Origin of the sequence: Blastopirellula sediminis (assembly GCF_020966755.1) — a bacterium.
GTDB classification, from domain to species: Bacteria; Planctomycetota; Planctomycetia; order Pirellulales; family Pirellulaceae; genus Blastopirellula; species Blastopirellula sediminis.
On the sequence record NZ_JAJKFT010000010.1, the window covers coordinates 45,907 to 59,929 of the forward strand.

A 14,023-nucleotide genomic window follows, 5' to 3' on the forward strand; every position below is an offset into this window, starting at 1 on the left:
GCCCCGGTTGCGTAGGTCGGGCAGATCGGCGACGATTGAGAGATTCCCCTGCACTTTGCGATTTGACCCGGAGGTTTCCCTTGACCACCTCGACTCAACTGATTCGCGTCGGCCATAGTCCTGATCCCGATGACGCCTTCATGTTCTACGCGCTCGCCGCGGAGAAGATCGATACCGGCGAATATCGTTTTGAACATGAGCTGGTCGATATCGAGACCCTCAATCGTCGCGCGTTCCAGGGTGAATTGGAGCTGACCGCGATCAGCATTCACGCCTACGCCTTCCTGGCCGACAAGTACGCGATCTGCTCGTGCGGCGCCAGCATGGGGGACAACTACGGCCCCATGGTTGTGGCCAAAGAAGCCTGCTCGATCGAAGACCTGAAGTCGAAGACGATCGCGGTGCCTGGCACGCTCACCTCCGCCTTCTTGGCGCTCCGCCTTTGCCTGGGTTCCGACTTTGAGCACGTCGTCGTCCCGTTCGATCAAATCATCGAAGCGGTCGCCGCTGGCGAATACGAAGGTCAGAAGCTCGACGCTGGTCTGATCATTCACGAAGGGCAGCTCACCTTCGGCCGCGAAAAGCTCGAGCTGATCGTCGACCTCGGCGTTTGGTGGCATGACCTGACCGGCGGTTTGCCGCTGCCGCTCGGCGCCAACGGCATTCGCAAGGATCTGGGCGAAGAGAACATTCGCGAAGTGACCCGACTGCTGAAAGAAAGCATCGTCTTCGGCCTGGAACATCGCCAGGAAGCGCTCGACTACGCATTGCAGTTCGGTCGCGGTCTCGACAACCAACTCGCCGACCAGTTCGTCGGAATGTACGTCAACGACTGGACCGTCGACTTCGGCGAAAAAGGACGCGAAGCGGTTCGCCTGTTCCTCCGCATGGGTTATGAAGCTGGCGTGATTCCGACCCTGATCGAACCGGAATTCGTCTCGTAGCGGCTCGCTAATTGGCGAACTGCTCCAAACCGCCCAAACGATAAAAAGGCTCCTTCGGGAGCCTTTTTTTATGCCTGTTTTGCAGCGTTTACAGCGGCACAATCTCCCCCCAAAATGCTACAGTAAATCAGGAAAGATTAACTTTTCTCCATTTGCCGCATACTCTTTAGACATGATCGAACGAGCCTGGCAATCCGAACTCGCCGCCCTGATCTCGGCCCAAGAGCCGAAGTGGATCGAATTTCGGCGACGACTGCATCAAAACCCGGAGCCATCCGGGCATGAGTATCAAACGAGTCTGGCGATTTACCAAGAGCTGAACTCGCTGGGGATCGAACTGCGCATGGGCCCTGAAGGGCGCGGCGTGTTGGCCGAGTGGCGAACGCCGCATGCCGAATCGCTGCCGCAAGCGATCGCGTTGCGCGGCGACATCGACGCATTGCGGATCCACGATCAGAAAGATGTCCCCTATCGCAGCCAATGTCCCGGGCTGATGCATGCCTGCGGACATGACGCCCATGCGACGATGGCTCTGTGGGCGACGTCGCTGGTAGTTGAACTCGATCGCGCTGGCGCCCTTCCCTGGCCGGTCCGACTGCGCACGATCTTCCAACCGGCGGAAGAAACATGCGTCGGGGCGCTCGAGATGATTTCGGTCGGCGCTTTGAAAGAAGTGCGTGAGATCTACGCAACGCATGTCGATCCGTCCCTTCCCACTGGCAGAATCGGCTTGCGCGTCGGTGCGCTGACCGCCAGCTGCGATGCGGTCCGCATCATGATTCATGGTCAAGGAGGACATGGCGCTCGTCCGCACGAGTCGCGCGATCCCATCGCCGCCGCGGCTCAGCTGATCAACGCCTTGTATTTGTCGATTCCGCGCGTGACCGACAGCCAGGATGCGGTCGTGTTGTCGTTCGGCAAGATCCACGGCGGCGAGAACTTGAACGTCATTCCGGAACAGGTCGAACTGTTCGGCACCCTCCGCACCCTCGACTTGAAAGTGCGTCAGCGGACGATCGATCATATTCATCGCATCATCGAAGGGGTGCAGCGTGCGACCGACACCACGATCGAAGTTCGCTTCGACGTCGGCACGAGCGCCGTCATCAATCAGGCAGGCTCCATCACGCACCTGAAAACGGCGATTGTCGAGGCCTTCGGCCATGAAGCGATCTACGAAATCCCCCGAGCCAGCATGGGAGGCGAGGACTTCGCCTTTTACCTCGAACATGTCCCCGGCGCGATGGCGCGGCTCGGTTGTCGGCCTCCCGCCGCCGAACGTGCGCCGCTGCTGCATAGCGCGCTGTTTGATATCGATGAAGCCGTATTAGCGATTGGCGCACGAATGATGGCCAGCGCCGTCATCCATGCGTTTGAACCGAAAGACTAGTCCCCGACCTGCATGCGACCTACTTGATTCCGCTTGAGGAAAACGCCCCGTCATGAGCAAGCTAGTTTTCACCTCCAACGATGCGTTCACCGTTGGAATCGAGCTGGAATTGGGCATCGTCGACGCCAAGACGATGGCTTTGGCGAACTCTGTGCAACAATTGCTCGAAGCGGCGCCGGCCGAGATCGCTTCGCGCATCAAGCCGGAACTGATGCAGTGTTGTATCGAAATCAACACCGAGATCTGCTCGACGATCGATCAGGCCGACAACGACCTCCGCCGCAAATTGCTGTCGGTGCAGACGGTGGCCGATGAACTCGACCTGCGGCTCTGGTGGGGATCGACCCATCCCTTCTCGCATTGGTGCGATCAGAAGGTGACGCAGAACGAGCGTTATTTGAATCTGGTCGAGCTGCTGCAAGAGATGGCGCGGCGCCTGGTCACCAACGGGCTGCATGTCCATGTCGGCGTCGAATCGGGCGACAAGGCCGTAATGATCTGCGATCGGATCATGCAGTATCTGCCAGTGCTGCTCGCATTGTCGACCAGCAGTCCCTTTTGGGAAGGTCGCGATACCGGGCTCGCTTCGCATCGCAGCAAGATCATGGAAGGCTTGCCGACCGCCGGCCTTCCGCCGTTGATGCGCAACTGGAGCGAATACGTCTGGTTGGTCAATCACATGGTCGACACCGGCTTCATCAACACGATTCGCGAGATCTGGTGGGACGTTCGCCCGCATCATAACTTCGGCACGGTCGAAGTTCGCGTCTGCGACATGCCTGGCAACCTCGACGACTCGCTGACCATCTCGGCGATGATCCAGTGCCTGGTCAAGCATCTGTCGGACGAGATCGACCTTGGCGCCTATCAGCACGACTGCCATCCGATGATGGTCCGGCAAAACAAGTGGCGAGCGTGCCGCTTCGGCTCCGACGCCAAGCTGGTCAACTCGTACACCTACGAGGTCGAGTCGGTCAGCACCGTCGTCGCTCGTTTGATCGAGCGTTTGACGCCGTCGGCGATTGAGCTCGGCTGCGAGCCATATTTGCTGCGCGCGCAAGAAATTGCCGACCGACCCACGTGGGCCGATCGGCAACGATTGATTCTGAAAGAAACTGGCGATCCGACTGAAATCGTGCGACGAATGACCGAGCAGTCGCGCATCGAAACGTCAGCAGCCGCTGAATAGCCGCCTTACAGGCCTTACAGGTTGATGCCCTGCGGCTTGAAATAATCTGGTTCCGCGCCGGGGATCCATTTGATGTTGCAGCCGATGCTGGGCGCCTGATCGTCGCTCGGAGTGTCGCCGGCCAGGACGACGTCGACCGCTTTGCGGAGATCTTCGCCGGTCACCGGAACTTCGTTGCCGGGACGGCTCGGATCGAACTGCCCGCGATAGGCGAGCTTCTGATCTTTGTCGAAGACGTAGAAGTCAGGCGTGCAAGCCGCTTTGTACGCCTTGGCGACCGCTTGCGTTTCGTCGTAGAGATAGGGGAACGTGTAGCCCCGTTCTTCCGCTTCGGCGACCATCTTCTCCGGCGAATCGGCCGGGTAGTTGCTCACGTCGTTCGGGCTGATCGCGACGACGGCGGCGCCTTTGGCTTGATACTCTTGGCCAAACGCGGCCAGGTCATCGGCCAGGTGTTTGACGAAGGGGCAATGGTTGCACATGAAGATGACGACCAGCGCCGGGGCTCCGGCGAAGTCGGCGAGCGAAACGGTTTTTCCGTCCACATTGATGAGCGAAAAATCGGGGGCTTGCGTACCGAGCGGCAACATGGTGCTCGCGGTTTTGACCATCGGTCAGACTCCTCTCGTGTTACTAGAAACTAGCGACTCACCCGGTATTGTAGCGCAATCGACGTAGCGCGGAAACCAACCCCGCGTCCCACGCCGCTAATCTCTCCCGACCCGGCGAAACAGTCGATAGGCGTTTTCAGTCGTCAGATTCGCAAATTCTGCGAGCGATTCCCCCCGAGCCGCCGCGACGCAAGCGGCGGTATGAGCGACGTACGCAGGCTCGTTCGGCCGTTTTCCCCGGACCGGCTCGGGACTGAGATAGGGGGAATCGGTCTCGATCAAGATCCGATCCTTCGGGACCATCGTCGCCACTTCCCGCAGATCGCCGCTCTTTTTGAACGTCACCATCCCGGCGAAGCTGATGTACATATCGAGGTCCAAGCATTGCTGCAGTAGCGCTGGCTCACCGGTAAACGAATGCATCACGCCCCGCAGCGGGCCCCGCTTCGCCGCCTCCTCAAGCATCACCACAATATCGTCGCCGCAGTCCCGCATATGGACGATGAACGGAAAGTCACGCTCTTGCGACAACCGCAGATGGCGATCGAAGTAATCTTGTTGCACGTCAAACGGAGCATTGTCCCAATAGCGATCGAGTCCCGTCTCACCGAGCGCGACGACCTTCGGATGCTCCAGCATCTCCACGATTCGCTCCCAATCGCCCGGCTGAACTTCGCCGCAGTAGTTGGGCTGGATGCCGACGGTGGCGAAGATCTCCGGGAAACGCTCGGCGATTTCGATCGCCTTGGCGCTATCTTCGGCCGTGGTGCCGACGACCAACATCCGCGAGACGTTGGCCGCTCTCGCCCGAGCGACGACATCATCGATCTGAGAAATCAGCGTTTCGTCAAAGAGATGGGCGTGGGTATCAAACAGATTCATGAACTTTCGACTCTTCGTTAGGAGGACGCCAGATCGATGGCCGTCTCTTCCAGATTCTTCAGATGTCCTTTGGCCAGTCCAAGCGCCTCTTCGGCGAGCGCTCGCGGCAGCGGTTCATCCGGCAGTTCGTCGACCAGGTCTTCCAACCGTTTGACGAACCCCTTTTGAAAGCGGAGCGACCGCTTCACCAGGTACTGAATCGACAGATCATGCAGCCCGGTATAGTCCATCGGGAAGTTCCCGAGGTGCTCGTCCTGCCCGGTCGCTTCGAGCTGCGTCATGATCTTGTCGACCACGTACTGATGATCATGCGCGATCTGTCGCAACACCTCGACCGCGTCATCATCCTGATATCCGGCCCACGGATGCGTGTAGCTCAGATAGGAATGCAGCGAGTTGCGATGTAGCGCCGCTAGTTGATTCAACAGCCGCGCAGTTGGCGAGGAGATCATGCGACGAAGACTTCCGCGGTTAGGTCAGAATTTGCGACACGGCTTCCAACAGCCAGGCGTTGAGAAAATCCCAATTGAACATCAGCAGCACCAGCGGAGCGGTAACCAGCGCCAAGTATCCGTTTTGAATGATGCCGATCGGCTGCTGCATCGGCGCCGTGTCGTCCGATTCGCCGTCGATCGTCATCACCTTGGCGATTCGCAGGTAATAGAACAAGCTGATCGCGGTGTTCAAACCGCCTGCGATCAACAGCAACATCAAAAAGGGATACGACGTCGCATTCCAGGCCTGGGCGATCGCCGCGAACACTGCGAACTTGCCGATAAAACCAGCCAGCGGCGGCAGCCCGATCAAGCTGACCAGGATCAGCGTCAAGCAGACCGCCACGGTCGGACCCCGCCGCAACATCCCGGCGTAATCTTTGATCTCGTCGCTGCCGACCGCCTGGCGAACGAACGCCACCGCCGCGAAGGCGCCGAGATTCATGAACAAGTAAATCACCACGTACAGCGTCAAATAGGCGATCGCCTGACGGGCCGCATCTTTGTCGACTTCCGCCACCGCAATCGCCGCCGGAACCGCCATCATCATGTACCCGGCATGCGCGATCGTCGAATAGGCCAGCAGACGCTTGATGTTCGTCTGCGCGTAAGCGGCCAGGTTGCCGAAGGTGCAAGTCACCACTGCAATCACCGCGATCAACAGGCAAACAAACTTACGAGCCGGCGAGAGCGGATCGACGGGTTTCGCTTCATCCGCCGCCACTTTCGCATCGACGAAGTTCACCAGTTGTACGTTCGCTTCATCCGCAGCTAGTTGCTCGACGGCGGGAACAGTTTGCTTCGCCACTGCCTCTGGCTGAGCCGGCAGCGTCGTGAAGCCGATCGCCACTCGCACGAGCAGCGCCAGAGCCGCCGCTTTCGATGCGACTGACAAAAACGCGTTCACCTCGGAAGTCGCCCCTTCAAACACGTCAGGGCACCAGAAGTGAAACGGAAACGCCGAGAGTTTGAACGATAGCCCGACGCCGAGCATCAAACCGCCCAGGGCCAAGACCAACACTTCCGATCCGTGGGTTTCCGTGGCGAGCAGTTCGCTCAGCCGGGTCGCCATTGTCGGCAGATGGGCCGAGTTCAACACGCCGCAGAGCAAGCTGATCCCGTACAACATCACGCCGGCGGCGCCAGCGCCGTAGACGGCGTATTTGAGCGCCGCTTCAGAAGCTTTCTTATTCCGTCGCTGCAGCGCCACCATCGCGTACGACGGCACGCTCGCCATTTCGACCCCCATGAAGATCATGATCATGTGGTTCGACGCCACCATCATGAACATCCCGAGCGTCGAGCCGAGCACCAGGACCACAAAGTCGGCGCTGTCATATCGCGGGGAAAGCCGTGTGATCTTCGTCAGCAAAAAGAACAGGAGCAAAAAGAAGAGCAGCAGCGCTTTAATCGCGATCGCAAAACCGTCATGCGTCAGCATGCCGGTGAATAGTTCCGTCGGTTGCAGTGCGCCCATCGAAATCGGAGTCGGCCCCTCGGCGCCGATCGACCAGGGCTGAAACGGCCGCAGCGCGACGAGTGCGGCGATCACGCCGCCGATCCCGAGCCAGACCGAGTCGATCTTCTCCAGCCCCGGCAGCATGCGGCAAAACAGAATCAGCACGATCGCGATCGTCAACGTCAACTCGGCGCCAATCAGAGGCAAGCTCTGCTGGAGCGTGTCGATTCGGAGTTGCTCGATCAGTTGATAAAACATTCGGGCTAGGCCTTGAGGTCGTTAAATTTCGCCGTCCGCCGCGACAACATCGGCCGCTTGCTTATCCACTCCAGGTACGGCGACCGCGGCCGTCTTCTCTTGTTCCGCTCGCTCTTTTTGCAGACGCGGAATCTTCGTCTCCTTCGTCCACGCGGCCAGGTCTTGCACCTGGGCGTCGACCGTCGCATCCATGTAGCGGAAGACGGTGTTGGGGAGCACGCCGAACAAAATCGCCAGCACGCAAAGCGGAACGGCGATCGCCATCTCGCGGAGGTTGATTTCGGTCAGCTCCTCTTCATGCTTCCCTTTGTATTCCGGTCCCAGGTAGACCCGTTGAACGGCCCACAAGATATATCCGGCGGTCAAGATAACCACGAACGCCCCCGCGACCGCGAGGATCGCACTGAACTTCCAGACCGAGAGCACGACGAACGCTTCGCCGATGAACCCGCACAGCCCCGGCAAACCAAGACCCGCGAAGAAGACGATGATCGCCATCGACGTGTAGATCGGCATCTTGCCGAAGAGCCCGCCGAACTCGTTCAGGTTGCGATGATGGACCCGGTCGTAAATGACGCCGACCATAAAGAACATCCCGGCCGAGCTGATCCCGTGCCCAATCATCTGGAACAAGGCGCCTTTGACCCCCATGTTCCAAGAGACCGGATCGCCGACCACCGTCGCGCTCCAAACGCCCAGGCCTAGCACCACATAACCCATGTGACTGACCGAGCTATACGCGACCATCCGCTTGAAGTCGTTCTGGGCGAGCGCCGCAAAGGCGCCGTAGATCATGCTCAACACGCCGATGAAGCAAACGACCCACGCCAGGTCGTAACCGGCGTCGGGACAAATCGGGTAGCAGATCCGAATGATGCCGTAACCACCCATCTTCAGCAGCACGCCCGCCAGGATCATCGAGATCGGCGTCGGCGCCTCGACGTGGGCGTCCGGCAACCAGGTATGGAACGGGACCGACGGCACCTTAATCGCGAAGCCGACAAACAGCAGCACAAAGGCCCACCACTGCAGCGACTTGCCAAAGAGCGCCTCTTTGTCGAAGACTTCCGTATGCTGGCCGAGCTGCTGCAGCGCCAAAATGTTGAACGTGTGGACCGGCGTTTCTAAAGCCGAGATCGTCTCGTGATACTTGGTCGCCGCGGCCAGATGCTCATCCGGCGAACCGATCTGTTCGACCCCGGCCAGGCGGACGTTGCTGTCGACCAACTGCTGCGGCGTCAGTTGCCGCAAGTCGCTGCTGAAGTAGATGATCAGGATCGCAACCAACATCAACACGCTGCCAAAGAGCGTGTAGAGGAAGAACTTGATCGCCGCGTATTCTTTGCGCGGGCCCCCCCAGACGCCGATCAAGAAGTACATCGGCAGCAGCATCACTTCCCAGAAAATGTAGAACAGGAAGAAGTCGAGCGAAACGAAGACCCCCATCATCCCGCCAAGCAGCACCAGGTAAAGGACGCAGTAACCTTTGACATGCTTGTCGATCGTCCAGCTGGCGCCCATCGCGAGCGCGCTGATCAGCGCCGTCAGCACCACCAGAGGAAAGCTGATGCCATCGAAGCCAAGGAAGTAGTCGATGTTGAACGACGGAATCCAGGGATGGCTGACGACGTTCTGCATTCCCGCTTCCGAGATATCGAAAGCGATCGCCTCGTTGGTCGAGAAGGTCATCCCGAACAGCACGACCCCCAGCAGCGCCACCGTAGCGAACAACGTGGCGAACCGGATCGCGTTCTTTTGATCGCCGGGGATCAGCGCTATCAGCGCAGCGGCGGCCAACGGAAAGAATATCAGCGCCGACATGAAGAAAGTGACGAGATCCATAATTCCAATTCCCGCGGCGACAAAACCTCGGAGCAAGCTGCTTTACGTAAACGACTAGCGAGCGAAACCGTATGACCAAAAACTCATCAGCACAAATAACGCCAACGTACCGACGGCGATAAACATCACGTACTGCCGCAGACTGCCGGTCTGCAAGCCGCGGAGCGAACTGCCGGTCTCGTACGTCTTCGCCGCCAGCCAATTGACGGCGCCGTCGATGACGCTGCGATCAACCCACAACTCGCCGGCGCGAGCCAACTGCCGCACCGACCAGGCCAGCCAATTCAGGAACTGGTCGATGCACTGCGTATCAAACCAGGCGGCGCAAGCGGCGATCCCTTTCGCCGGACGGACGAAAAGGTAATCGTACGCTTCGTCGAACCACCACTTGTGAACCAAAAACTTGTAGACCGGCGTAAAGGCTCGCCGGGCGTCGTTCGGGTCGAGCGATCCCCACAGATACATCACGGTCGCCAAAAAGATCCCGCTCATCGCGGCGCCAAACGCCATCAAACCGACCGGCGTCCGAATCTCTTCAGCGTGACTTTTCGACTCATGCAGCCAGACGTAACCCCCGTCGAGGCTCGCCATGTCGGACCAGAGCCCAACCGGACGTCCTTGCTCGATCAGGTTCGCCAATCCATAGTTGCCGAAGATCGGCCACGCGACCGTAACCGCCATCACCGCAAGCACAATCAGCGGCACGTACATGATGCGAGGCGATTCGTGGGCGTGGTGATAACGCTCTTCGTCACGCGGTTCGCCGCTGAAGGTGAGGTACCACATCCGGAACATGTAAAACGCCGTCACCGCTGCGCCGCCGGCCGCCGCATAGAAGAAGATCGATCCCCACAGCGGATTGGCCGAGCGGAACAGATAGGCCTGCTCCAGCATCAAGTCTTTTGAGTAGTAGCCGGAGAAGCCGAACGGAATTCCCAACGCCGACGGCACGCCGACCCCAGCAATCGCCAAACAGCCGATCAGCATCGTATAAGCGGTGTACGGCATCTTCCTCCGCAGCCCGCCCATGGCGGTCATCTCGTTGGTATGCACCGCGTGGATCACTGAGCCGGAGCACATAAAGAGCAAGCTCTTGAAAAAGGCGTGCGTCACCAGGTGCATGACGCCGGCCGTCCAGCCGCCCACCCCGAGCGCGAGCATCATATAACCGAGCTGGCTGACGGTCGAATAGGCGAGCACCCGTTTGATGTCGGTCGCAACGATCGCGATCGAACCGCCGATCAACAGCGTAATGCATCCAATACAGGCAATCACCAGCAACACTTCCGGCGCGAAAACCGGATAGAACCGGGCGACCAGAAAGACGCCGGCCGCGACCATCGTCGCCGAGTGAACCAGCGCCGAAACCGGCGTCGGACCTTCCATCGCATCGGGGAGCCAGACATGCAGCGGGAACTGAGCGCTCTTTCCGACGCAGCCGCAGAAGATGCCGATCCCGGCGACCACCAGCAGCCAATAGCCGTAATGGGTCGAATCCCCTTCCGCTTTGCCGTCACGCCACAGCGGCACTTGCGCCAAGATTTGCGTCTGCAGCGACTCGGTCGTCGTCCCCGGTTCGGCCGAGACGATCAGCTCTTCGACCTTCCCTTTCGCCCCTTGCAGCACCATGCCGTCGGGGACATGCAGCTCATGCAGCCCCTCTTCGCCGGCTGGTCGCAGCAGCGAGAACAAACCTTGCTCGCTCGCCGCGATCGTCCCGTCGCCGTTGCGATCGACGTCCCCAAAGTTGAACGTCGCCAGGCTCGCCCAGATCGCCATCAAGCCGATCAGCATGCCGAAGTCGCCGACGCGGTTGACGATCATCGCCTTGTTGGCGGCGGTCGACGCGCTCTGACGCTCGACGTAGAAGCCGATCAAAAAGTAACTGCAAACGCCGACCAACTCCCAAAAGATGAAGGTCATCGCGATATTCCCCGAGATCACCAATCCCAACATGCTGAAGCAGAAGAGAGAGAGGTACTGGAAGAAGCGGGGATAGCGGCCGGGGCGTTTTAAGTGATGTCCGTTGCGCAGCTCCACCTCGTGATCGGTCACCTCATGCAGCTCTTCATGCATGTAACCGGTCGCGTAGAAGTGAATGCAGGTAGCGATAAAGGTCACGACGCAAAACATGACGATCGTCAGTGCATCGATGTAATAGTTGATCGCGATTTCGGAACCGTAGAAACGGCCGAGCGAATACCAATGCCCCGTGTAGACCGGCGGCATGAAGTGAGGATTGACCGCATGCTCTCCATGCGGATGATCGTGACCATGATCGCCGTCATGCAGCGCCGTGAGCTGCACCGACGGGCGACTGACGGCCGCATGCGCTTCTGCATGATGCGGCGCCGGAGGCGTATGCTTCGCCACCCAGATCGCGCCAGCCGTGAGCGAACACATCGCTGCGGCGGCGATCGCGCCGGTCGCGATGTACGAACCAAGTTGATCGAGCCGCTTGCCGAACAAGAAAATCACGACGAACGAAACGAGCGGGAACAAAACCGCTAGTCCGAGCAGGAACGGCAGACTGTCTTCCGGAGTCAGCATCAGCCCTTCAACTCATTCGCCTTGTCGACGTCAATCGTGGAGTGGTTGTTGTAATAGTTCAGAGCGATCGCCAGCGCGACCGCCGCTTCCGCCGCCGCCAACACAATGACGAACAGCGCCAGCAAACTTCCTTCCAGGCCGAGGTTCTCTTCCCGGAAGTAAGGGCTGGCGAACGCGACGAAGTTGACGTTCGCGCCATTGAGCACCAGTTCGACCCCCATCAGCACGCCGAGCGTGTTCCGCTTGGTCGCCATGCAAACGACCCCGGTCGCAAACAGGAAAGCGCCGACGGCGAGGAAATGGGAGAGCCCGACCGGCTCGGTCAAAAAGTCCATTAGTTCCCTCCTTCGCCGGCAGCGGACGGAACGCTCCGCTTGGAGCGAGCCAAGTAGGCGGCGCCGACCAGCACGACCAGCAAGTGGACCGACACGATTTCAAACGGCAGCAAGTAGCCGACATAGCCCGGCGAATCGAGCTCTGGCTTGTCAGCGCGAACGCCGACGAGCCCCAGGCCGACCTGCGAGGTCAGTTCCGGCTGGCCATACTTCACCTTCGCCAACAGCGGGCGAAGCTTCGCTTCTTCGGCCGGCGTCATTTCGGTTCGATTGTCGGCAGCCATCGCGGCGATGATCTCTTCTTCCGCCGCGGTCACTTCGGCTCGCAAGCGAGCTTGATAGTCGCTCGTCCGCCACGACGGTACGCTGAAGGCGATCTGCGTCAGTAAGGCCAACAGCGACCCGCCGACGATCAGCGCCAGGATCCAGTCGCCCGCTTTCGTCTTCATACTGATGAACGCCTGCTGCGCGGTCAGCATCACGCCGAAGATCAACAGAACCACCGTCCCGCCGACGTAAATCATCAACTGCATCGCGCCGACAAAATGGGCCCCGGTCAAAAAGATCAACCCGCTGGTCGCCGCCAGGCTGATCACCAGGAAGAACGCCATCCGGACGACGTTGTTCGAGACGACCATCGCCAGCGCGAAGCCGCACGCGGCGAACGCCACGAGGTAAAAAAAGACAGTGTGCCAGTTAATCTCGGCGGCCAGTAATAGCGGAAGATTCATCATCGCGACTCCTCCGTCTCATGAGTCGAAGAGAGGGCGACCCGATCGGCTGAATCGTTCTCGAGCGAAGTCTGCGCCTCTTGCTGCGGGCCCCCTTCGACGGCCGAGTTCAGCTCGTACGCCTGAAGCGCGAAGCGTTTTTCCAGACGCTGCATTTCGTCGTCGATATCCTGCACCCATCCTTCGCGAATGTCGGCGCGAGCTTGCATCGGCGCCAGGTCGTTCAAGAAGGGAATGTGCAGTGCGGTCCACATCAGCGAACCCAGAAAGCAGAACGCCGCGATCGGCACGCAATACTTCAGGCACATCGTAATGACCTGGTCGATCCGGAGCCGCGGCAACGTCCAGCGGACCCACATCATCACCAGCACGCCGATGACCGCTTTCAAAATGAAGTTCGCCAGACCAACCAGGTTGGCGAGCGTTTCGAGCGTGAAGTTGTCTTCCGGCACCCAGAAGAAAATCGGGATCGGGCCGTTCCAGCCCCCAAAGAACAAGATGGCGGCCAGCCCGCTGACTAGGAACATCGAGCCATACTCGGCCATGAAGAACAAGCTCCAGCGGATGCCGGAGTACTCGGTCAAAAAGCCGGCCACCAATTCGCTTTCCGCTTCGGCCAGGTCGAACGGGGCCCGATTCACGCTGGCGATGCCGCACGTGAAGTAAACCCAGAACAAGATCATGCAGAACGGATCGTGGAAGAAGAGCCAGTTGCTGAACAGCCCTGACTGCTGATCGCCGATCGTCACCAGGTCCATCGTGCCGGCGATCATCACCGGCACCACAACGCAGATCCCCAGCGGCACTTCGTAGCTGACGACTTGGGCGGCTTGCCGCATCCCGCCGAAGAGCGACCATTTTGACCCCGAACCATACCCGGCCAGAATCACGCCGAACACTTCCAGGCCCAAAACCGCCACGATAAAGAAGAGACCGATATTCAGTCGCACCCCCACCCAGTCGCTGGCGAACGGCAAAGCCATAAACGCGGCGAAGCTGGAAGTCAGCGAGATGTAAGGGGCGAGCTTGAAGAGTAAAGGATCGGCGTCCTTGGGCATCAAGTCTTCTTTGCTGAGCAGCTTGATCCCGTCTGCCAGCGTTTGCAGCCAGCCGAACTTGCCGCCGGTGCGGGTCGGTCCGAGTCGGTCTTGAATACGACCGGCGACCTTCCGTTCGAGCCAGATAAAGAAGACCGCCCCGACCGCGATCACATGCAGCAGCAAGACCGCTTGAATGAGCGCCGCTATCAACCAGCCGAGCCAATCCCAACCCTCTGGAAACCAGGTTGAAAAATAGTCGGCCATTCGTGGGCGATCCTTCCGTTTTGCCGCGTTAAAA

12 protein-coding genes are annotated in these 14,023 nt (G+C 59.5%); 3 read left to right on the top strand and 9 right to left on the bottom strand.

Annotated features, from left to right (window positions below):
• The first annotated feature begins 80 nt into the window (after positions 1-80).
• From LOC68_RS11620 to LOC68_RS11630, 3 genes are all read left to right on the top strand, one after another.
• Positions 81-944 (top strand): MqnA/MqnD/SBP family protein, encoded by an 864-nt coding sequence (locus LOC68_RS11620; protein WP_230218657.1) that lies wholly within the window; start codon positions 81-83, stop codon positions 942-944.
• A 172-nt stretch (positions 945-1,116) separates the two neighbouring features.
• Positions 1,117-2,334, top strand: coding sequence for a M20 metallopeptidase family protein (locus tag LOC68_RS11625; protein ID WP_230218659.1), 1,218 nt, complete (start codon positions 1,117-1,119; stop codon positions 2,332-2,334).
• Positions 2,335-2,386: 52 nt separating this feature from the next.
• Positions 2,387-3,523, top strand: coding sequence for a carboxylate-amine ligase (locus LOC68_RS11630; RefSeq protein WP_230218661.1), 1,137 nt, complete (start codon positions 2,387-2,389; stop codon positions 3,521-3,523).
• A gap of 14 nt (positions 3,524-3,537) precedes the next feature.
• On the opposite strand, the gene LOC68_RS11635 is transcribed toward LOC68_RS11630, so the two are convergent.
• From LOC68_RS11635 to nuoH, 9 genes are all read right to left on the bottom strand, one after another.
• Positions 3,538-4,134, bottom strand: coding sequence for a thioredoxin family protein (locus tag LOC68_RS11635; RefSeq protein ID WP_230218662.1), 597 nt, complete (start codon positions 4,132-4,134; stop codon positions 3,538-3,540).
• Positions 4,135-4,230: 96 nt separating this feature from the next.
• Positions 4,231-5,016 (bottom strand): TatD family hydrolase, encoded by a 786-nt coding sequence (locus LOC68_RS11640; protein ID WP_230218663.1) that lies wholly within the window; start codon positions 5,014-5,016, stop codon positions 4,231-4,233.
• Between the two features lie 17 nt (positions 5,017-5,033).
• On the bottom strand, positions 5,034-5,468 hold the full coding sequence (locus tag LOC68_RS11645) for a hypothetical protein (RefSeq protein WP_230218664.1): 435 nt from the start codon (positions 5,466-5,468) through the stop codon (positions 5,034-5,036).
• Positions 5,469-5,487: 19 nt separating this feature from the next.
• A complete protein-coding gene (locus tag LOC68_RS11650) occupies positions 5,488-7,227 on the bottom strand; it encodes an NADH-quinone oxidoreductase subunit N (RefSeq protein ID WP_230218665.1) in 1,740 nt (579 codons plus the stop codon).
• 21 nt (positions 7,228-7,248) lie between these two features.
• Positions 7,249-9,069 (bottom strand): complex I subunit 4 family protein, encoded by a 1,821-nt coding sequence (locus LOC68_RS11655; protein WP_230218666.1) that lies wholly within the window; start codon positions 9,067-9,069, stop codon positions 7,249-7,251.
• 54 nt (positions 9,070-9,123) lie between these two features.
• On the bottom strand, positions 9,124-11,619 hold the full coding sequence (locus LOC68_RS11660; protein WP_230218667.1) for an NADH-quinone oxidoreductase subunit 5 family protein: 2,496 nt from the start codon (positions 11,617-11,619) through the stop codon (positions 9,124-9,126).
• A complete protein-coding gene (gene nuoK / locus LOC68_RS11665) occupies positions 11,619-11,954 on the bottom strand; it encodes an NADH-quinone oxidoreductase subunit NuoK (protein ID WP_230218669.1) in 336 nt (111 codons plus the stop codon). Before nuoK ends, LOC68_RS11660 begins: the two co-directional genes overlap by 1 nt.
• Positions 11,954-12,688, bottom strand: a complete 735-nt coding sequence (locus LOC68_RS11670) for an NADH-quinone oxidoreductase subunit J family protein (RefSeq protein ID WP_230218671.1) — start codon at positions 12,686-12,688, stop codon at positions 11,954-11,956. Before LOC68_RS11670 ends, nuoK begins: the two co-directional genes overlap by 1 nt.
• Positions 12,685-13,989: an NADH-quinone oxidoreductase subunit NuoH gene (gene nuoH / locus LOC68_RS11675; RefSeq protein ID WP_230218673.1), complete on the bottom strand. Its 1,305-nt coding sequence runs from the start codon at positions 13,987-13,989 to the stop codon at positions 12,685-12,687. The genes LOC68_RS11670 and nuoH overlap by 4 nt, the downstream gene beginning before the upstream one ends.
• Positions 13,990-14,023 lie beyond the last annotated feature (34 nt).

Coding starts and splice junctions, on each gene's coding strand:
- LOC68_RS11625 (WP_230218659.1), top strand. CDS start 1,117: ATGATCGAACGAGCCTGGCAATCCGAACTCGCCGCCCTGATCTCGGCC.
- LOC68_RS11630 (WP_230218661.1), top strand. CDS start 2,387: ATGAGCAAGCTAGTTTTCACCTCCAACGATGCGTTCACCGTTGGAATC.
- LOC68_RS11635 (WP_230218662.1), bottom strand. CDS start 4,134: ATGGTCAAAACCGCGAGCACCATGTTGCCGCTCGGTACGCAAGCCCCC.
- LOC68_RS11640 (WP_230218663.1), bottom strand. CDS start 5,016: ATGAATCTGTTTGATACCCACGCCCATCTCTTTGACGAAACGCTGATT.
- LOC68_RS11645 (WP_230218664.1), bottom strand. CDS start 5,468: ATGATCTCCTCGCCAACTGCGCGGCTGTTGAATCAACTAGCGGCGCTA.
- LOC68_RS11650 (WP_230218665.1), bottom strand. CDS start 7,227: ATGTTTTATCAACTGATCGAGCAACTCCGAATCGACACGCTCCAGCAG.
- LOC68_RS11655 (WP_230218666.1), bottom strand. CDS start 9,069: ATGGATCTCGTCACTTTCTTCATGTCGGCGCTGATATTCTTTCCGTTG.
- LOC68_RS11660 (WP_230218667.1), bottom strand. CDS start 11,619: ATGCTGACTCCGGAAGACAGTCTGCCGTTCCTGCTCGGACTAGCGGTT.
- nuoK (WP_230218669.1), bottom strand. CDS start 11,954: ATGGACTTTTTGACCGAGCCGGTCGGGCTCTCCCATTTCCTCGCCGTC.
- LOC68_RS11670 (WP_230218671.1), bottom strand. CDS start 12,688: ATGATGAATCTTCCGCTATTACTGGCCGCCGAGATTAACTGGCACACT.
- nuoH (WP_230218673.1), bottom strand. CDS start 13,989: ATGGCCGACTATTTTTCAACCTGGTTTCCAGAGGGTTGGGATTGGCTC.